The sequence below is a fragment of the Bradyrhizobium vignae genome, assembly GCF_004114425.1.
GTDB classification, from domain to species: Bacteria; Pseudomonadota; Alphaproteobacteria; order Rhizobiales; family Xanthobacteraceae; genus Bradyrhizobium; species Bradyrhizobium vignae.
The window spans coordinates 12,223-30,225 of record NZ_RDQF01000049.1 but is presented as its reverse complement, the minus strand read 5'-3'; the positions used below and the strand labels follow the sequence as shown (position 1 = coordinate 30,225).

At 62.5% G+C, this 18,003-nt stretch carries 18 protein-coding genes and 1 pseudogene; 7 read left to right on the top strand and 12 right to left on the bottom strand.

Annotated elements, in window-relative coordinates; genetic code table 11:
* Positions 1-9: 9 nt before the first annotated feature.
* The 4 genes from EAV90_RS29965 to EAV90_RS29950 form a co-directional block, all read right to left on the bottom strand.
* The gene (locus EAV90_RS29965) at positions 10-966 is read right to left on the bottom strand and encodes a LysR family transcriptional regulator (RefSeq protein WP_244607708.1); all 957 of its coding nucleotides are present in this window, start codon (positions 964-966) and stop codon (positions 10-12) included.
* A 909-nt stretch (positions 967-1,875) separates the two neighbouring features.
* Positions 1,876-2,421, bottom strand: a complete 546-nt coding sequence (locus tag EAV90_RS29960) for a 4-hydroxylaminobenzoate lyase (protein ID WP_129145521.1) — start codon at positions 2,419-2,421, stop codon at positions 1,876-1,878.
* A 14-nt stretch (positions 2,422-2,435) separates the two neighbouring features.
* Complete coding sequence (locus tag EAV90_RS29955) at positions 2,436-3,134, bottom strand: nitroreductase (RefSeq protein ID WP_122406786.1); 699 nt, start codon at positions 3,132-3,134, stop codon at positions 2,436-2,438.
* Positions 3,135-3,139: 5 nt separating this feature from the next.
* Positions 3,140-4,369, bottom strand: a complete 1,230-nt coding sequence (locus tag EAV90_RS29950) for an ABC transporter substrate-binding protein (protein WP_245509654.1) — start codon at positions 4,367-4,369, stop codon at positions 3,140-3,142.
* Positions 4,370-4,443: 74 nt separating this feature from the next.
* Between EAV90_RS29950 and EAV90_RS29945 the strand changes: the two genes are divergently transcribed.
* The 4 genes from EAV90_RS29945 (at position 4,444) to EAV90_RS29930 (ending at position 6,965) form a co-directional block, all read left to right on the top strand.
* A complete protein-coding gene (locus tag EAV90_RS29945; protein ID WP_244607711.1) occupies positions 4,444-5,574 on the top strand; it encodes a LysR family transcriptional regulator in 1,131 nt (376 codons plus the stop codon).
* A gap of 263 nt (positions 5,575-5,837) precedes the next feature.
* A complete protein-coding gene (locus EAV90_RS29940; protein ID WP_244607712.1) occupies positions 5,838-6,134 on the top strand; it encodes an ATP dependent DNA ligase in 297 nt (98 codons plus the stop codon).
* A gap of 34 nt (positions 6,135-6,168) precedes the next feature.
* A complete protein-coding gene (locus EAV90_RS29935) occupies positions 6,169-6,468 on the top strand; it encodes a hypothetical protein (RefSeq protein ID WP_129145520.1) in 300 nt (99 codons plus the stop codon).
* A gap of 323 nt (positions 6,469-6,791) precedes the next feature.
* Positions 6,792-6,965 (top strand): DUF3606 domain-containing protein, encoded by a 174-nt coding sequence (locus EAV90_RS29930; RefSeq protein WP_122406789.1) that lies wholly within the window; start codon positions 6,792-6,794, stop codon positions 6,963-6,965.
* Between the two features lie 223 nt (positions 6,966-7,188).
* Here the strand turns inward: EAV90_RS29930 and EAV90_RS29925 are convergent, their stop codons facing one another.
* The gene (locus EAV90_RS29925) at positions 7,189-8,865 is read right to left on the bottom strand and encodes an amidohydrolase (RefSeq protein WP_347338824.1); all 1,677 of its coding nucleotides are present in this window, start codon (positions 8,863-8,865) and stop codon (positions 7,189-7,191) included.
* Between the two features lie 364 nt (positions 8,866-9,229).
* The gene (locus tag EAV90_RS29920; RefSeq protein WP_129145518.1) at positions 9,230-10,414 is read right to left on the bottom strand and encodes an ABC transporter substrate-binding protein; all 1,185 of its coding nucleotides are present in this window, start codon (positions 10,412-10,414) and stop codon (positions 9,230-9,232) included.
* 219 nt (positions 10,415-10,633) lie between these two features.
* Between EAV90_RS29920 and EAV90_RS29915 the strand changes: the two genes are divergently transcribed.
* Positions 10,634-11,227 (top strand): MarR family winged helix-turn-helix transcriptional regulator, encoded by a 594-nt coding sequence (locus EAV90_RS29915; protein WP_160118850.1) that lies wholly within the window; start codon positions 10,634-10,636, stop codon positions 11,225-11,227.
* A 12-nt stretch (positions 11,228-11,239) separates the two neighbouring features.
* On the opposite strand, the gene EAV90_RS29910 is transcribed toward EAV90_RS29915, so the two are convergent.
* From EAV90_RS29910 to EAV90_RS29900, 3 genes are all read right to left on the bottom strand, one after another.
* Positions 11,240-12,478: an NAD(P)/FAD-dependent oxidoreductase gene (locus EAV90_RS29910; RefSeq protein WP_122404529.1), complete on the bottom strand. Its 1,239-nt coding sequence runs from the start codon at positions 12,476-12,478 to the stop codon at positions 11,240-11,242.
* The gene (locus EAV90_RS29905; RefSeq protein WP_122404530.1) at positions 12,475-12,831 is read right to left on the bottom strand and encodes a Rieske (2Fe-2S) protein; all 357 of its coding nucleotides are present in this window, start codon (positions 12,829-12,831) and stop codon (positions 12,475-12,477) included. Before EAV90_RS29905 ends, EAV90_RS29910 begins: the two co-directional genes overlap by 4 nt.
* A 71-nt stretch (positions 12,832-12,902) precedes the next feature.
* On the bottom strand, positions 12,903-14,126 hold the full coding sequence (locus EAV90_RS29900; protein ID WP_122404531.1) for a Rieske 2Fe-2S domain-containing protein: 1,224 nt from the start codon (positions 14,124-14,126) through the stop codon (positions 12,903-12,905).
* Positions 14,127-14,228: 102 nt separating this feature from the next.
* On the opposite strand from EAV90_RS29900, the gene EAV90_RS29895 reads away from it, so the two are divergent.
* Positions 14,229-15,104, top strand: a complete 876-nt coding sequence (locus EAV90_RS29895; protein WP_129145517.1) for an SDR family NAD(P)-dependent oxidoreductase — start codon at positions 14,229-14,231, stop codon at positions 15,102-15,104.
* Positions 15,105-15,118: 14 nt separating this feature from the next.
* Positions 15,119-15,630 (top strand): annotated as a pseudogene (locus EAV90_RS29890) (cupin domain-containing protein).
* Between the two features lie 249 nt (positions 15,631-15,879).
* Here the strand turns inward: EAV90_RS29890 and EAV90_RS29885 are convergent.
* From EAV90_RS29885 to EAV90_RS29875, 3 genes are read right to left on the bottom strand one after another with little or no spacing between them, the layout of a single operon-like run.
* Positions 15,880-16,425 (bottom strand): 4-hydroxylaminobenzoate lyase, encoded by a 546-nt coding sequence (locus tag EAV90_RS29885; protein ID WP_129145516.1) that lies wholly within the window; start codon positions 16,423-16,425, stop codon positions 15,880-15,882.
* 22 nt (positions 16,426-16,447) lie between these two features.
* Positions 16,448-17,197: a nitroreductase family protein gene (locus tag EAV90_RS29880; RefSeq protein WP_244607714.1), complete on the bottom strand. Its 750-nt coding sequence runs from the start codon at positions 17,195-17,197 to the stop codon at positions 16,448-16,450.
* Between the two features lie 31 nt (positions 17,198-17,228).
* Complete coding sequence (locus EAV90_RS29875; protein ID WP_122404534.1) at positions 17,229-17,870, bottom strand: HD domain-containing protein; 642 nt, start codon at positions 17,868-17,870, stop codon at positions 17,229-17,231.
* Positions 17,871-18,003 lie beyond the last annotated feature (133 nt).

The following is an 18,003-nucleotide window of genomic DNA, read 5'->3' as shown; positions in this document are numbered from 1 at the left end:
GCCGCAAAATTAGTGGGCGCTGACCGATGGAGAGCGCAGATGCGCGAGCATCAGATGGCTCGTTGCCGACAAGCCCGCAGGATCTCTCGCAACCAGCACCAGTTCGCGGTCGGCCCAGTCGTCGCGCAACGGAACCGCCGCCAGACCCATGCCGTGGCTCAGCACCTCGAACGCACGATCCGGAATGAGACCGATGCCCATGCCTGCCTGCACCATGCGGCAAACCGCATCGAAGCCGGGGACATGAACACGCAGTCTGATCGATTTGCCGATCTGCTGCGCGGTGTATTGCGAGCGCAGATAGATCGAGCTGGTCGCGAACAGGCCGACATGATCGTAGTCCAGCGTATCGGCAAAGGTGACCTTGCCGGACCTCGTCAACGGGTGATCGGACCGCACCACGATGACGAGGCGATCCCTGCGGTATGAGAAGCGTTCCAGCCCGCGGGTCGACACATCCGCTGAGCAGATGCCGATCTCGGCTACGCCCTCCTCGACACCGCGAACCACCTCGGCGCTTGCCCGCTCCTGCAAATCGAGGCGCACCATCTCGTGCGACCGAAAGAATCCCGGCAGATCGTCGGGAAGGAATTCGACGATCGAGGACAGATTGGCCAGCATCCGCACGTGTCCGCGCACGCCTCGGGCGTGCTCGGCCATGTCGACCGCGATCTTCTCGACGTTGAGCAGGGTGACGCGCGCATGATGCAGCAGCGATTCTCCCGCAGGCGTCAGAGCCATCCCGGTCGGGTGCCGCTCGAACAGGGCAACCTCGAGCGCCTCCTCGAGATCATGCATGCGCTTGCTAACTGCGGATGCGGCAATCGCCTCCCGTTGCGAGGCGCGCGTCAGATTACCCTCTTCGCAGATGGCGATGAACAGCCGCAAGGTGGTGAGGTCGATGCGCCGAACGAGATCAATCCTGTGTGACGACGTTGATCGCGGCGGCATTGTTTTCTGTTGCATGGTCGGCTTTCCCAACCTGCAAGATAAGCCCTCCAATGTGGAGCGTTTTCTCAAACTTCACGGCGCCATCGAGCAAAATTAGGATAGAATCTCAAAATGCGTCCAAAAATCTATTTTTTATTTCAACCGAGTTGGTGCCGCTGTGCAGCGCGCATTTAATCCGCATCCACTCAGCTGCGCTGCATCACCCGAGCTGCCGTTGAGGTCATGCCTTAGAACCAGCGCCTGATTCGCGAGGGCGAACAGTTCCGCGCTCTCAATCTTCGCGCTCGCAATCTGCCGAGCTTGCCCGCCCTGTTTCCGGCCTCCGATCGTCCGCAATTAGCCCGAAAGACAAAATCGCGACGGTCTAATTTGGCATGCCCCGTCCGCTGACGCGTCATGAACAGAGATGGCAACCCGCAGCACTCGCGGTAATTAGCTCGATACGATCCTGTATAACGTACGACAAGGCAGCGATCGCATTCCACATGAAATCGGCAATAGTTCAGATTGACATCTCCGCATAAGCGTGTTGCCGGTCGTGAAAGTTGGACCGCGCCTTGCAACGGACAGGCGACTGCGCCAAATCGCGGGCAAGGTCGACACTCCGCTGACCGCGCGAAAGCATTTAGTTCGATTTATGTACTTTGGTTCCGCTCAAATTCCTTATGCCGCTCGTCAAACCAGAGACGAAAGACCGCGTCCTGCATTGACCCCGCCCTGATAGCGAACGCATTGCTTGCGGCCTGATATCGTTCCTGGCGCGTCGGATACTTCTCAAAGATGCCTTTCAATTTATTCTCAGCCTCACGATTGTTTTGCATTAGTCATTACATATCTATCATCGGACGGCTAGGTAGTCCCTATTACGTGGAGCAGCTGGGCTCCAAGTCAAACGCCTTCAGATGACGCGCCCGCGATGCGAACTCAGCGATCGGACGGAGCTTTGAAGTCATACGAGATGCGTCCGGCGGGCAGATAGAACAGGGCAATCACCGCGCCGCCCCTCACCTCCGGATAGTGCCGGCTGCCGGGATCCGGCGCTGTCCAGCCTGGCCCCTGCCAGCCCTGCAATCCCCTCAGCTGCGCCCCCTTGTCGAGAGGAACGACGAGGTTTAGCTCGCCATAAGGATGGCCGTGATATTGCCCGCGCAGCACGTCGTGATCGTCCTCGTCCTTGAAGCGGCGCGGATCGGCACTGTTCATGTAGACTGCGGTGATGCTGAACTGAAACGTCTCGGGGACCGGCTCGAGGATGCGGCTGCGTCGATAGTTCGGTCCGTCCACCTCCTGGTTCGCCGCCCAACCCTCCTCGACTCCAATTTTAATGAGACGAGCGAGATCCTGGTAGAGCGCGCTGTGCTCTCCATAAGTCTCGTTGAGCCATCGCTCCATCGCCGCGCTCGGCGTCATATCCTTCACCTCGCGCAGAAAAGGAATGCTGCGCTCGATCAGCTGTTCACGGCTTCCCATGACTTTCTCCTGTTTTAGTCCTCGAAACCCTTGAAGGAGGCGAATGCCTCCACATCCGCGCGTGGCATCAGCCGCCCGCTCGCCTGCTCCCTGGGGTGCCCGATCGAGATCCCGCAGACCACCATTTGCTCGGGAGGGATGGACAGCAGCGGACGCAAAATCCGGTGAAATTTGGCGAAGGTTTCTTGCGGACAGGATTGCAGCCCACGTCCTACCGCCGCCAGCATCACGTTCTGGATGAACATGCCGAGATCGAGCCAGCTTCCCATGGCCAGGCGCCGATCGATGGTGACGATCAATCCAACCGGGGCGCCGAAGAACGTGTAGTTCTTTGCGGTCTGCCGACTCCTCCCGGCAGCATCGAACTGACCGATCCCGAGCGAGGAATAAAACAATCGCCCGAACTCCTGGCGACGGCCGAGATAGGGCTCAGGCAATGCGGTGGCGTAGTATTGATATTCGGAGAAGTGCTCGTTCGGCTCGTTCTCATACGCATGCAGAAGCGCGGCCGACACTTCGGACCTAGCGGCGCCTGCCAGCACGTAAACGTGCCAGGGCTGGATGTTAGCGCCACTCGGCGCGAACCGCGCCACGCGCAGGATCTGCTCGACGGTCGTCCGCGAGACGGGTCGACCGGAGAACTCGCGACACGAGAGCCGACCGGCGATTACCTCGTCGATCGGATTACGCGCGACTCCGTACGCTGGGTCCATGTCGATCACGACTTCTTCACGAGCGAGCATCCGCCGTCCTCCATCGGTCTGAAAGCCTCGTCCCCCGGGATGGTGGCCAGGAGTTCGTAGTAGTCGAACTGGTACTTGGACTCCTCCGGTGACTTGACGCGAAACAGATACATGTCGCGAACCAGCCGACCGTCCTGCCGGATCCTGCCGTTGCGGGTCATGAAATCGTTCACGGGCAATCCACGCATCTGGGCCGCCACAATCGGTCCATCGAGCGTGCCTGCGGCTTCGACCGCCTTGAGATAATGCATCACCGCGCCATACGTGCCGGCGTGGATCATGGTAGGCACCTTCTTTGTCTTCTCGATGAACCGCTTAGACCACGCGCGCGTCTCGTCGTTGAGGTCCCAGTAGAAAGCCGAACTCAGCATTAGGCCTTGCGCGCTCTGCAGCCCGAGGCTGTGAATGTCGGCGATAAAGACGATCAAGCCGGCAAGCTTTTGCCTGCGCGTCACACCGAACTCGCCGGCTTGCTTGACGGCATTAATGAAGTCGCCGCCGGCATCGGCCAGCGCGATCACGTCGGCTTTGGAGGCCTGCGCCTGCAGCAGGAAGGACGAGAAATCGGGCGTATTGATCGGATGCTTCACTGCACCAACGACCTTGCCGCCGGTGGCGTCGATCACCTTCCGGCTGTCGGCTTCGAGCTGCGCACCGAGCGAATAGTCCGCAGAAAGGAAGAACCAGGACTTGGCGCCGAGACGCGAAATCGCCCTCGTCGTCCCCTGCGACAGTGCGTAGGTGTCGTAGGTCCAATGGATCCCGGTGGGCGAGCACTCGTCACCAGTCAACCGGGACGTAGCGGCCCCGGTGGCAAGAAACACCTTTTTCTTGTCTCGCGTGATGCCCTGCACGGCCAGCGCGACCGCGGAGTTCGGGACGTCCAGGATGGCCTCGACATTGTCGTTCTCCAGCCAACGCCGGGCAATCGCCGCGCCGATATCCGCCTTGTTCTGATGATCGCCGGCGACGATCTCGATCGGGCGCCCGAGGACCTTGCCGTTGAAATCGTCCACCGCCATTTGCGCCGCGACGACCGAGCCCCGGCCGCCATTGTCCGCGTAGAGCGACGACATGTCCGTCAGCACGCCGAGCCTGATCGGGCCGTTTTGTGCAATCGCCGAGGTCGCGAGCGCCACGAGCGCCGCGGCCAGTCCAACAGATTTGTGTACGCGGCTTCGAGCCGATCTCACCCAGGCCATCATCGTTTTTCTCCTCCCAACCCGGTACCGACAATCTTGACCAGGACGGCGCGTTACGGAAGTGAAAGTCTTTCAGGATGATCCTGAACCGGCTTCAGATGGCCGGTGGCGCCACAGCAATACGCCCATGGCTTATCCAATCGGTTGCATCCGCCGAACGTCTGGCCTTAACTGCGTTCAGTCGCAAAACCCTGCCACGGCTGCGATCCGCTACAGAGAGGGCTCCCGGCGTGCCGGTTTCCTTCAAGACATTGGACCTGAACCTGCTTAAGGTTTTCGACGCCGTCATGGAGGAGCGGAGCGTTCTGCGCGCCAGCCAGAAGGTCGCGTTGAGTCAGTCCGCCGTCAGCCACTCGCTGGCGCGGTTGCGCGAGATGTTGGAGGACGAACTGTTCGTCCGCACCGCCGCCGGGATGCAGCCGACGGCGCGGGCGCTGACGATGGCGCCGCAGGTTCGCGAGGCGCTGCGATCGCTCGAGGCTGCGGTCGAGCTGCCGACCTTCGCTCCGGCGGTATCCACCAAGCCGTTCACGCTTGCCGCCAATGACTTCACGACGATGGCGCTTGCGCCGCCGCTGCTGAAGATATTGAGCCGGGAGGCTCCGTCGATCGACCTCACAATCAAGCCCGTAACGCGGATCGATCTCGCCCAGCAGATCGACCTAGGACGCATCGACGTCGCCATCGGCGTGTTCTCGTCTCCGCCGAATCGCTTCCGCACAGCTTTCTTGTTCGAGTATGACGATGTGCTGATCGTCGGCGGAAAGCGTAAGCTCGGCCGGCTCGACAACGCGAAGCTCGCCGCCCTTCCGCTAGTCGTCGTCTCCTTCGGAGGAGAGCAGGAAGGCGCGATCGGTGGTTTCATCTCAGAGCGCGGGCTGGCCAGGCGGTCGGAGATGTATGACCGCGCCGCGCTTGAACGGGCGTTGTCCGAGACCGACCGGCCCCCGCGAATCGCGGTTTCGCTGCCGCACTTCCTTGCCTTGCCCGCGCTCCTGGCCGAATCCGAGCTGGCGGCCATCGTTCCGCGGCCGTTGGCGCGTGCCTTCGAGCAAGCGCATGCGATCACGATTTATGAACTACCCTACAGCACGACCCCTGTGGAGGTGCGGATGCTGTGGCACGAGCGAATCGCGGACGAGCCATCGCACGAATGGCTTCACGAGGTACTCCGCCGCGCGACCGAGGAGCTGAGGCGCGCGCGTTAGTTGGCCTTAGCGCATCAGTTGCCGTCACCGGATGTCGCGTCGTCGCACGGCTATGCGCCTGCGCAAGGTACCTAGTTGGTTGCCGACCGTTACTGTGCGGGTAATCGTCGCTTTTTTAGCCACCTTGCGTTCCTGGCAATTCTTGCACGGATCAGTGCGCTGTTGGTGCAAATGGCGATCGGGCGCCTCTCGTCCCGCGCAGTGGAGAACCCGTCAGAGGACGGGATCGCCCTTGGGCCCGTGCCTTCGCGAGATTTAACAAAATGGTTAAGCAGCTCGCTCCTACTAGCGAGGACGCGTCACCTTACGACGTTCCGGACCTCGTCTACATGGGCAAGGTCGGTACGGGATGGAGCCGGACGACCTCAGCGCAGATCCGCAAGGCGCTCGACACCGTAGTTAGTCCGAAGCAGAGGCTGACGAGGACCATCAGGAAGCCGAAGGCAACATGGGTCGAACCCAAGTTCTATGCCGACATCGAGTACCGCGACATCACCTCCGAAGGCCTCCTGCGGGCCAGCTCGTTCAAGGGGCTGAGCAGAGGAACACGCCGTTCATAGCCGCGTTTTCCCGAGAGTATGTGGAGTACCGGCCATGGATCCGGAACGGCGAGTTGCGAAGGCCTTGGCTCAGGGCATTCTGGCCCGATATGTCGAGCCCGGCCACAGAGATTGCGAGCAAACCATAAATCAGCTGCTTGACGTGCTCGACGACGAGACCGTCGTGCAGGCGCTCAAGGAATCAAAGATGGAAAAACCGACTGCAGAGCAAATAGCCGAGCTCAAGAGGCTCAGTGCGATCGCACGGGTCCCGGACGAATCGGAGATCGTGACTTCGAAGGAAGAAGCCGAGATCCGGATCCGCGACCTGAAAGACAAGGCGCGGATTGAATGATGCCCGAACCGAAGAAAACGCCAAAGGACGTCGACCCCGCGCATCCCGCATGAATTCGATGGCCACGTTCGATCCCGATGTGTCGCGTTCACGCTGGACTCAACGACCAGATCATCAAATGGAGCCCTCAGTGAGCTGCGTTGTACCGAGAGCACGCGTCGGAATGGGGATGACGGCGTCGTAACCTGGGACGGCCTGTTGCTCGATGGATGGACTCCCATCGTCTCTCGCCATTCCTATGGCCTCTGAGTCGCGTACTGCAGCTGACGCGGAACCCGCGATTCCTTGCGGCGTTGCATCGCCATAAGCAACAGGAGGAGCCGATGGCCGCAACGAAGAAGAAAACAGCGCGTGGACGCAAACAGGACCGGGCCCGAGTGGCCACGGGACAGGACTACGAAGTCCGGTATGAAGCGAAGAAAACCGGCCGCTCGGCATCGGCCGTCAAGAAGGTCGGGAATTCCCGCAAGCGCGTCGAGAAGCGTCTCGGCCGCTAGGTCCCTCACACTAGCAATTTCGCTATCTATCGGAGTCTATCGACTGGATGGCGCGCCACCAACACTGACAGTGTGCTCGACTGACACAACTCTTCAAATACCGTCAGATGTCAGGAACACACTTCCGTCGCCAGAGCCCGCTCCCCGCCGTCCTCCGACCCAAGCGTCGGCGATTGCTGGCGACGTCGACATTGCACGCTTCGGCGTTCGTCTCCTCTCTGGGTCAGCGTTGAAAGACGAGTTTGCCTCCGACCAGCGTGATGTCCGCCTTGATGTCTTTGATCTGCTCTTCCGGAATGGCCATGTAGTCCGCGGAAAGGACCGCGAGGTCTGCAAGCTTGCCCGGCTGTATCGTACCCTTGCGTGCTTCGTCGAACGTGTAGCGCGAAGCTGCCGACGTGTAGAGACGGAGCGCCTGTTCGCGACTGATAGCTTCCGTGGCGCCGTACACGCTTCCATTGGGATCTTTCCGCGTCACCATGATGTACATGTTGAGGAACGGGTTGATCGGGTTGACGGGGAAGTCGGTTCCGGCGCCGAGGCTGTCCAGCCCCATTTTTTCGATCAAGGTCTTGGTCGGCACGGCGCGATCGGCGGTCGGCCGTCCCAGGAAGCGCTCGACGGTCGCGGCCTTATCCCACATGAAGACGTTCTGGAAATCGACCCTGACCCCCAGCTTGCGAGCGCGCTCCATCTGCTCGGGCCTGATCAGACTCGCGTGAATGAGAACGAAACGACGGTCCCGGATGGACCTTTCCTTGTCGGCAGCTTCGAAAGCATCGAGTACCTGGTCGATGCCGAGATCGCCGACGACGTGCACACCTACACGCCAACCGTAGCGATTGCAGATCGAGACGAGTTGCATGAGCCGTTCGGGCGTTTGCTGGGCCATGCCATGGTAGTCATCGTGCGAGTCCGGATAGACATCTCGCATTAGCGCCGTCTTCAGGGTCATGCCGCCATCGTAGAAGATCTTGATGCCGGCGAACTTGACCCAGTCGTCGCCAAAGCCTGACGAAGCTCCGTTGCCCGACATGATCGCCTCCCAAGCGGTCAGCTCGGCGGGCGGCTCGGGTCTGAACATCAATCCCGTCCGCAACGTCGCCTGTCCGGACGCGGCGATCTTCTGCAGTGTGCGGACGTCGCGCGCTTCCGTGGCGCCCTCGACTGCGCTCGTGATCCCGAAAGTGTTCAGTGCCCCCTCCGCGAGCGTGAACTGCCTGATTTCGTCGTCTTCGGTCCACGGCGGAACAGCCTGCTCGACCCGGTCGATCGCCGTCTCGGAGAGGACGCCGGTCAGTTCCCCGGCGGCGTCGCGCTCGAAGGAACCGCCGCTCGGGTTCGCGGTGGTCTTGTCGACGCCTACCTTCTGCAGCGCCATCGTGTTCGCCATGGAGAAATGACCGACGGTCCGCAGATAGACCGGATTGTCGGGGGCGACGCGGTCGATCTCCTGCCTCGTTAGATACCGTTTCTCGGCGAGTTGCGACGGCGGGTGCCACGCGCCGCCCACAATCCAGTCGCCCGGCTTCTTCTTGGCCACGAACGTCTTGATCGCCTCGAGCGCTTCGGCGACCGTCTTGGCGCGGCTCATGTTGACGACATAATCAGCGAGACCGGCCGCCTTGAAGTGAGCGTGAGTATCGATCAGGCCGGGAATCACGGTCTTGCCGGACACGTCGAGCACTTGCGTGCGCGCTCCGGCGAGCGCCCGGATGGATGCGCTGCTACCGGTCGCAAGAATTTTTCCGTCTCGAACGGCGATCGCCTCGGTCACGCTGGATCGTTCGTCGAGGGTCAGAACTTTTCCGTTGACGAGGACGAGATCGGGCGAGTTGACATCTCCTTGCTGGGCAGCAGCGGGCGCTGCGCCCGCGAATAGAACTCCTGCACCGAGCATCGCGAGCGCCGCCGACCTGCAGATCATTCCAACCTCCCGATCGTTGTGTTCAATAGACGAACATCTTCCCTTTTCTCGATGATACCCCGCCTGTCAAAGCGGTCCACCGATTCAGGGTCGTGCACGCCGCGATCGTTGCACCCCATCAACGACGACGATCGAACCGGTCGAGAAGGGATTGCAGGCGAGAAAGTGGACCGCGTTCGCGATGTCCAATGACTCGCCCAAGGTTCGGCTGCCTTGGCACCGCGTCGAGAACGAGCACTTGGCACGAATGGCTTCACGAGGTGCTCCGCCGCGCCACCAGAGAGCTCAGGCACGGCCGCTAGTGGCCGGCCCCGCTTCGCCACACTATCGGCGGCCCTCATTGCGCGGCCATTGTACCGGACATCGGAACCCAGCGCTCGCCGTCGAAACGCTGCGGGCGCAGCGACGTGATCAGGCGATAATCATCCGGGCTGGTATTGACGGTGATGCCCGGGATCAGGCCCGGCAGCGCCACGTTCTTCAGCGCAGTGGCCTGCTTCATGATGTTCTGCCGGGACAGATCGTTACCGCAGGCCTCGATGACCTTGGTCATGAGAACAGCGACGTTCCATCCGGTGAAGTTGAGCTGATCCTCGATATCGCCCTCGGGATAATACTTCCTCATGAAAGCCAGCCACTCCAGATATGCGGGATCGTTGGCCCATTCGGGATCGCCGACCGACTTGGTCGGCGTCGCCGAGATCGCCCCCTTGGCGTTGTCGAGCCCGGCCGGCTTGAGGATCGTCGGCACGAAGTTGCTGCCGATCGGCAGGAACTGCTGCGCGCGCCAGCCGAGCTCGCCCGCTTTGCGGATCGCCTGCGAGGTAAATTTGCCGGTCGACGCATTGAGGAAGACGTTCGCGTTGGTGCTCGCCAGCGCCACGACCTGCGAATCGACCGTGGGCGACGTGACTTCGTAAGGCGACGCCGCGACAATCTCGGCCTTGGGATCGAGCCGGGCCAGTTCGGTTTTGAAGCTGCGACGATATTCGCGGCCGTAGTCGTCGTTCTGGTACAACACGGCCACGCGCGCACCGGGCGTGTGCTCGGCCACCAACCGCGCGTAGATCGCAGCCTCGGTGCTGAACAGCGTCATCCCCGAGATCGTATAGGGACTGGTCTTCGGATCGGCAAAGCGCTCGCTGGCCGCGAACACGAACAGCTGAGGGATCTTCTTGGCGTTGAGATATTTCTGGACCGCAGCGTTCTGTGCGGTTCCCATGCTGCCGAAGATCGCGACCGCCTCGTCATTTTCAATCAGCCGGCGCGTCTGCTCTACCGCCTTCGGCGGACTATAGCCATCGTCAAGCGAGATCAGCTTGACCTTGTGGCCATTGATGCCGCCGCGATCGTTGATCATCTGGAAATAGCGGGTCTGCACCTTGCCGACGGCGCTCAGGGCCGATGCCGGCCCGCTATACGGCATGGTCTGCCCGAGAACCAGTTCAGAGTCCGCCGCCCTGGCCGAACCGCAAGCAGCCAGTGCAGCCGCCAACATCAATGTCGCGCAAAGTCCGTGCATTGCGCTCCTCCCTCGATTTTTCTTACCTGGAATATTCTTCCTAGGAAGCTATTTGTCAACCCGCGCTACGCGGCCGCAATTGGCCGCTGCGCCGCGGCCATGCACGGGGCTGGAGCGAGACCAGGAACTTGCGAGGCGACACCTGAATTTGGCGGTGCTAGATTGCTGCGACGCATGATGCCGGCGCAATTGGCCCGCGGTGAAGGGGACTGGAAGGGAATGAAGAAGAGCAGCGTGTCACACCGCGGCGAACCCGCGATCAAGCAGTCGCCATCACCTGACAGCACCCTTTACGACGATATCGAGGCCGCGTGGCTGGAGCAACGGCCCGACCTCGACCTCGCCGCCGCCTGCACCTTGCTGCGGCTGGAGCGCGTCAACCAGCTCCACGAGAGGCGCCTGCAGGACATAGCGAAGGCGGTCGGGCTGCAGACCGGCGAGCTGTATGTGCTGCTGGCGCTGCGGCGCTCGGGCAAACCGTACGAGCTGCGTCCCACCGACCTGTTCCGGGCCCTGCTCGTCACATCGGGCGCGATGACCAAGCGCGTAGCGCGGCTGCAGGAAGGCGGCTTCGTGCTGCGCGTCTCCGCCAACGACGACGGCCGCTCCGAGCTGGTCCGCCTCACCGCCAAGGGTCTCGCGACCGCCGACCGCGGCATCGCCGAGGTGGCAAGGGTCGTCGCGCGCACGATCGAGGCAAGCGGGCTGACCAAGGCGGAGATCGCGATGCTCGACCGCTGCCTGCGCAAGCTGCTGGCGGTGCGGACGGTGAAAACGCCGAAGAAGTCCGGCCGGCTTACGGCGGTGGACTAGCTGCGGCACCTGCTACACGACGGCCCCGACACCCGCCTTCAGCAGCGATCTGAGATCGCATGAACTGTCCTCGGCCTGGCTCGGCGCCGGCGAAATGCCCGCTGCTATCAGGCGCCGCGCCACCATCTGATCCCCGGGATTGTTGATGCTGTCGACGCCGACCAGCCTGCCCTGCCGGTAATTGAACACGGAGAACCGGCCAGCTTCGATCGAGCCGCGGATCACAATGCGGTCCCTGCGCGCGCCATGACCGACGATCTGAAGCTTGAGATCGTGCTGATCCGACCAGAACCGCGGCACGCTGTTGTATGGTTCATGGCTTTCCACGATCGCAAGCCCGACGGTGCGTCCCTGGTCCTGCGCGTGCTGAACCGACTCCAGCCTGATCCAGTCCTCAGCAAACTGGTTGAAGTGCGTGGTGCAGTCGCCCGCGGCGTAGATGCTCTCGCGTGCGGTTCGCCCGTTCTGATCCACCACAATGCCATTAGCGCATCCGAGCCCGGCAGCGGCGGCGAGCTCGTGGTTCGGGATGCCGCCGATGCCGACGACGACCAGGTCCGTGCCGAGGCGGACGCCGCCGTCCAGTTCGACCGCCACCACTCGTCCCCCATCGCCGACCATTGCCGAAACAGATGTGCTGAGCTTCACCGCGACGCCGGCCCGGGTATGGATGTCGAGCAGGAAGCACGACACCACTGGAGACACCGCCCGCTCGAGCAGCCGGGAGGCAGGCTCGATCACGGTAACCCGTTTGCCGAGCTTGGCCGCCGACGAAGCCACCTCGAGCCCGATGAAGCCGCCGCCGACGATCACGATCTCGCTCGCCCGGCCGAGCCGCGCCTTGAGATCGGCGGCATCTCCTACCGATCGGAGATAGCAGACGCCGTCGAGTTCGGCCCCGCGGACCGCTATCCGCCGCGCGCGCGAACCGGTAGCGATGACCAGCCTGTCGAAGTCCAGTACGGCGCCGTCGGCCAGCGCGACTCTTGCTGCATGGCGGTCAATCGCGACAACACGGCGACCCAGCAGCAGTTCAATCCGCTTGCTCGCGAAAACAGCCTCATCGCGCAGAATGAGCCTCTCGGCACTGACCTGATCAAGCAAGAACTCCTTCGAAAGCGGCGGCCGTTGATAGGGCAACGACGTCTCGTCGGCGACCACCGTCACCGGTTCGGCATAGCCGGCGTCCCGCGCCGTGAGCGCGGCCTCAATGCCGGCATAGGATGCGCCGATGACGACAAGTCCGCTCACGGCTTAACGTCCACGCCGCCGTCATCAGCGGCTTGCAGGGCGGCGTCGCCGTCGAGTTCGACATAGACCTCACCGTCACGGATCTCGACCTTGAACGCCTTGATGTCCTTGTAGGCGCCGGACTGGCATTTTCCGTCACGGACATCGAACATCGCCCCATGTAGCGGGCATTCGATCACATGGCCTTCGAGAAAACCCGTCGACAGCAGCGCAAATGCGTGCGAACAGACGTCATCCGTTGCGAAGACCTCGTCGCCGACCTTGAAGAGTGCGATGCGCCGGTCGCTCACCCTGAAGCCCAACGGCTCTCCCTCAGACAGTTTCGCGACGGCGCACAGGCGGTGCCAGATCATGGGACGTCTCCTCGATCAGAGCTGGGGAATCGACGCGGACATGCAGTCCGCGCCCTTTACTTTCGATCCGGTCAACGGGGAATCTGCCGCCAATCCTCGGAGGCGGAGGCGAGCCGACCGCCGACCGCGCGGATGTCCTTGTAGGACATGGTCTCGCTTTGCCCACTCTTCGGCGGCTTTCCCGCCATGAAGCCGCGCACCTCGTCGAGCAGCTGGCGACGCACCCTGACGATCGCCTGGTCCGCCGAGCAAAGATATTCCTGCGAACGGTCGACTATCGGGCCCATGCTGACCATGACCACGAAATCCTCGATGACGATCTCATGGAAGCCGGTGCTGTTGCCGGCATCCATGATCTGGCGGTTCTGGCCCCAATTGTTTGATTGATCGCCCGGCAGGCCGCCGGCCATCGGCCACTGGTTGGCACGCTGCACCTTGCGCCAGGAATCTACCGGCTTCTCCGGATTGTAGAAGATGTACCACTGGATCAGGTTCTCATCGTCGATCGGCACCGCGATGATAGCAGTGCGATCCTGCTGAGGTCCGGAGAAGATCGGCGCGATCAAGCCGTAGTACGGCATAACGAACTCGGTGACGCGGGCGAGGCACGATCCGTCGGGCGCGGTGCGCAATGCCGCAGCACGGAAGCCATAGGGCTTCTTCTCGAACTCGTAGGCGACTTCGGTGTTGACCCGCGTTGCGCCGAAGTCGGTCGACGAGGTCGCGGTCCAGCTCTGGTGCAGCAGCGCGACGTGCGAGGAATCGATGGTGGCCTCGACGCCCTGCAGCCAGTTTGCCTTCAGCTCGATTCCGGCGGCGTAGACCTGGTCCGGCGGCAGATCCATCCATTCAAAGTCCGGCGCGGGCGGCGCGTCGCCTTCGCCGAGCCAGACCCAGATCAAGCCGGCGCCCTCGCGCGTCGGATAGGCTTTTGCTTTGACGGTCTTGGCAAACTCCTTCGGATTGTTCGGCTCGTTGGGAACGTCCAGCACCGCGCCATCGGCGCGGATCTTCCAGCCGTGAAACAGGCAGGTGAGCGAGCAGTCATCGATGCGCGCGAGCGCGAGCGAGGCGCCACGATGCGGACAGGCCTCGTCGAGAAATCCGACCGTGCCGTCCTTGCCCCGGAACGCCACGAAGTTGCGGCCAAACAGCTTGACCCGCACCGGCGCCTCGCCCTTGCGCACTCGCACCGAGAGCACTGCCGGCAGCCAGTAATGCTGGCGCAACATCCGTCCCATCGGCGCGTCGCCCGTGACGCGGCACAGCAATTCGTTCTCTTCCCTCGTGACCATCGCGAACCTCCCTGGTTGACGCCTCCGGCGTTCTTGATCTACTATCTTCCTAGGAAGATTGTTGTCAAGTTGTCTTCCAGGAAAGCCATATCGGGGAATCGCATGACCAAGGGACGGCTTGGGGACTGCATCGCGCTGGTGACAGGAGGAAGCCGGGGGGTCGGCAAGGGTGTTGCCATCGGCCTCGCCGAAGCCGGCGCGACGGTAATCGTCACGGCGCGCACGCGGAATAGCGGCGGATCGGAATGGCCGGGCTCGCTCGACGAGACCATCGCCGCGATCGACACAGCCGGCGGCCGCGGCATCGGCGTCCTGTGCGATCACTCGGACGATGCAGCAGTGCGCGAGGTGTTCGACCTCGTCCGGCGCGACCACGGCCGGCTCGACGTTCTCGTCAACAACGTGTTTGCGGCGCCGAACGCGATGCCGGTCAACGTCCCGTTCTGGCAGGTGCCGGCCTCGCTATGGGACACCATGCATCGCGTCGGCCTGCGCTCGCATTTCGTCGCCAGCCAGTTCGCCGTGCCGCTGATGCTGCCGCAGCGGCGCGGCCTGATCGTCAATACGTCCTCGGGCGGCGGCGTCCGCTACACGTTCAACGTTCCATTCGGCGTGCAGAAATCGGGCGTCGACCGGATGGCGCGCGACATGGCGCATGAGCTGAAGCCGTTCGGCATTGCCGCGGTCTCGATCTGGCCCGGCTACATCAAGAGCGAGAAGCTTGCGGCGCAGCCCGACCGCGTGCCGCCAGCGCTCGCCAAACTGATTGCCGAGCGCGGCGAGACGCCGGTGTTCGCCGGGCGCGCGGTCGCCGCGCTCGCCGCCGATCCCGGCGTGATTGCCAAAAGCGGCCAGATTCTGCTCGCCTCGGAGTTGGCGGCCGAATACGGCTTCACCGATGTCGACGGCAAGGTCCCGCCGCCGCCGAGCCGCGATCCCGCGCCGCTGTCCGTGTTCACGCCAAACGTCAAGACCTGAGGGAGGAGAACCTCATGCGGATCGCAATCGCAGCCCTGGCGCCGTTCGCGGAGCGCGACTGGCGCCCGCTGTTACTGGCCCTTATCAGCGGCTTCGCCTGCGCGGTGGGGATCGCCAAGATCATTGCGCTGACGATGAGCGCAACAACAGCATTCCCGGCGCCCTCTGCGCCGAGATGTCTTCGTCGGGCACGTCGCTCAACAAGGTCGCGGTGATTTCCTCGCACGCGCTTCCGAATTTACCGGGCAAGCGCGTCACGGTGGTGCGCGTCAGCTACGGGCCAGGCGCCTTCACGCCGCCGCACCGCCACGGCGGCTCGGTGACCGCCTGCATCACCAAAGGTCAGGTCCGCTCACAGCTGAGCGGTGGCCCGCTGGAGACGTTCGAGGTAGGGCAATCGTTCTTCGAACCGCCCGGCGCGACGCATCTCGTCTCCGCCAACGCGAGCAACACCGAACCGGCCGAACTGATAGCCGCCTTTGTCGCTGATGAGGGAGCTGAATTGACCACCGTTCTCGAGCCATAGTTCAACGCACCGGCCGGCTTCTGCCGGCCAAGGGGGCCGAAGAACACGTTCTCCCAGTCGCCCTACGGATCGACGTCGAGCTGTGGACGGCAATACCGGACCCGAGCTCCGTGCGGTGACGAGAGTTGCACCGCCTTCCGACGGACAGCTGGGTCGGCATCGGGTCATCGGCTTTGACCGCCTGCGGATACTGGCGCCATGTCCTTTGCTGGCGGAGGAGCCATCGTGTCGAGCCACCTCGGAGTTCCGTTACCGATCAGACGGAGCCTTGAAATCGTATGAAATGCGTCCGGCCGGCAGATAGAACAGCGCGATCACCGCGCCGCCCCTGACCTCGGGATAGTGCCTGCTGCCCGGATCGGGCGCCGTCCAGCCCGGTCCCTGCCAGCCCTGCAATCCCTTCAACTCCGCGCCCTTGTCCAGGGGCACGACGAGGTTGAGCTCGCCATAGGGATGGCCATGGTACTGTCCACGCAACACGTCGTGATCGTCCTCGTCCTTGAAGCGGCGTGGATCGGCGCTGTTCATGTACACGGCGGTGATGCTGAACTGGAACGTTTCGGGAGTCGGCTCCAGGATGCGGCTGCGCCGGTAGTTCGGACCGTCCACCTCCTGGTTCGCCGACCATCCCTCCTCGACCCCGATTTTGACCAGGCGCGCCAGATCCTGGTAGAGCGCGCTGTTTTCGCCATATGTCTCGTTGAGCCAACGTTCCATCTCGGCGCCAGGCGTCATGTCCTTGACTTCCCGGAGAAACGGAATGCTGCGCTGAATCAGTTCTTCCCGGCTTCCCATTGCGATCTCTCCTCTTCGACTACTACGTTTCGAACCCTACGAACGTAGCGAACTCATCAATGTCCGCCCGCGGCATCAATCTACCCGGCCGCTCAACCTTGGCCTTGCCGACGGCGATACCGCACACCACCATCTGCTCCGCCGGAATTGACAGCAGCGGGCGCAAAATTCGATGGTACTTTGCGAACGTTTCCTGCGGGCACGATTGAAGTCCGCGTCCCGCCGCCGCGAGCATCACGTTCTGCACGAACATTCCGAGGTCGAGCCAGCTTCCGACTTCCAGGCGACGGTCGATGGTCACGATCAATCCCACCGGCGCGCCGAAGAATGTGTAGTTCTTCGCGGTTTGTCTGCTCCTCGCCTCGAGATCGATTTGAGCAATTCCGAGCGATCCGTAGAACAACCGACCAAATTCTTGCCGGCGTTTGAGGTACGGGTCCGGTAAATCGCTGGCGTAGTATTTGTATTCCGAGACGTGCTCGTCACGCGAGTTTTCGTGCGCGTCCAACAGCGCGGTCGAGACTCTGTCCTTGGCCGCGCCAGCCAGCACGTAGACGCGCCAAGGCTGGATGTTCGCACCGCTGGGGGCGAACCGCGCAATACGGAGAATCTGCTCAATTGTGCGTCGCGGGACTGGAGTGCTGCAAAACTCGCGGCACGCAAACCGCCCGGCCAAGATCTGATCGATCGGGGTCTGCACAACGACATCTCCCTCACGCGTGCCGATGGCGGCTCGTTCAGGACCGGACATCATCGCATGGCTGGTATCCATCTCGGCCTCCTCGGCTCGGAGCAACGAGCGCTCAGTGCGGCCAGGCTGAGCCAAGGATGATCGAGCAGAAGTTCTGACGGACATAGTTCATGTCCTTCAGCGCCAGGACGTCGGCCTTCACATTTCCGAACGTCGTCAGCGGCTTCTTGATGATACCGCTGGCGAAGTGATCGATGATGTTCTCCTTGAAGTTTGTCTCGCGCGGATGATGGACGCAGACATGGTCGCGCTGTTCATGCGTGAAGTCGTGATAGGCGATGCCGAGCACGTCCATCTCCACACCGGCGGTCACCAGCGCGATGGTCGGGCGCATATGCTCGGGGATCCCCGGCGTGGTGTGGAGCGCGATGGCAGTCCAGACGTCCTCGATGTCACGCTCGGGCACGCCGTAGCTTTTCATGAATTTGCGGGCGGCATTGGCGCCGTCGACCTCGAAGCGCAGATCAGGGCTCGAATATTTCTCGGTGAGGCCCATGTCGTGGAACATGGCGCCGAGGTAAAGCAGCTCCGGATCGTATTTCAGCCCGCGGCGCTCGCCCGTGAGCGCGCCCCACAGGAAGACACGGCGACTATGGTTGTAGAGCAGGTCGTCTTCGGTCTCGCGCACAAGCTGCGTGGCGGCGCGCGCAATGGCGCTGTCAGGCACGCGGATGCCGGCGATGATCTCGGACATCGAGCAATCTCCTCGGTTGGATAACGGACTGGTTGCTTATCGGGATTAGGCAACAGAGCCCTGCTCCGGACAACAAGCGGGATGCTACGGATCAGGACAGCCGTACGTCGTTTCCTGACAAAAGGCCGCTCGG

Coding starts and splice junctions, on each gene's coding strand:
- EAV90_RS29920 (WP_129145518.1), bottom strand. CDS start 10,414: ATGCACGGACTTTGCGCGACATTGATGTTGGCGGCTGCACTGGCTGCT.
- EAV90_RS29915 (WP_160118850.1), top strand. CDS start 10,634: ATGAAGAAGAGCAGCGTGTCACACCGCGGCGAACCCGCGATCAAGCAG.
- EAV90_RS29960 (WP_129145521.1), bottom strand. CDS start 2,421: ATGGGAAGCCGTGAACAGCTGATCGAGCGCAGCATTCCTTTTCTGCGC.
- EAV90_RS29900 (WP_122404531.1), bottom strand. CDS start 14,126: ATGGTCACGAGGGAAGAGAACGAATTGCTGTGCCGCGTCACGGGCGAC.
- EAV90_RS29955 (WP_122406786.1), bottom strand. CDS start 3,134: ATGGACCCAGCGTACGGAGTCGCGCGTAATCCGATCGACGAGGTAATC.
- EAV90_RS29895 (WP_129145517.1), top strand. CDS start 14,229: ATGACCAAGGGACGGCTTGGGGACTGCATCGCGCTGGTGACAGGAGGA.
- EAV90_RS29885 (WP_129145516.1), bottom strand. CDS start 16,425: ATGGGAAGCCGGGAAGAACTGATTCAGCGCAGCATTCCGTTTCTCCGG.
- EAV90_RS29940 (WP_244607712.1), top strand. CDS start 5,838: ATGGTTAAGCAGCTCGCTCCTACTAGCGAGGACGCGTCACCTTACGAC.
- EAV90_RS29925 (WP_347338824.1), bottom strand. CDS start 8,865: ATGCTCGGTGCAGGAGTTCTATTCGCGGGCGCAGCGCCCGCTGCTGCC.
- EAV90_RS29965 (WP_244607708.1), bottom strand. CDS start 966: ATGCAACAGAAAACAATGCCGCCGCGATCAACGTCGTCACACAGGATT.
- EAV90_RS29935 (WP_129145520.1), top strand. CDS start 6,169: ATGGATCCGGAACGGCGAGTTGCGAAGGCCTTGGCTCAGGGCATTCTG.
- EAV90_RS29930 (WP_122406789.1), top strand. CDS start 6,792: ATGGCCGCAACGAAGAAGAAAACAGCGCGTGGACGCAAACAGGACCGG.
- EAV90_RS29905 (WP_122404530.1), bottom strand. CDS start 12,831: ATGATCTGGCACCGCCTGTGCGCCGTCGCGAAACTGTCTGAGGGAGAG.
- EAV90_RS29880 (WP_244607714.1), bottom strand. CDS start 17,197: ATGGATACCAGCCATGCGATGATGTCCGGTCCTGAACGAGCCGCCATC.
- EAV90_RS29875 (WP_122404534.1), bottom strand. CDS start 17,870: ATGTCCGAGATCATCGCCGGCATCCGCGTGCCTGACAGCGCCATTGCG.
- EAV90_RS29950 (WP_245509654.1), bottom strand. CDS start 4,369: ATGATGGCCTGGGTGAGATCGGCTCGAAGCCGCGTACACAAATCTGTT.
- EAV90_RS29945 (WP_244607711.1), top strand. CDS start 4,444: ATGATCCTGAACCGGCTTCAGATGGCCGGTGGCGCCACAGCAATACGC.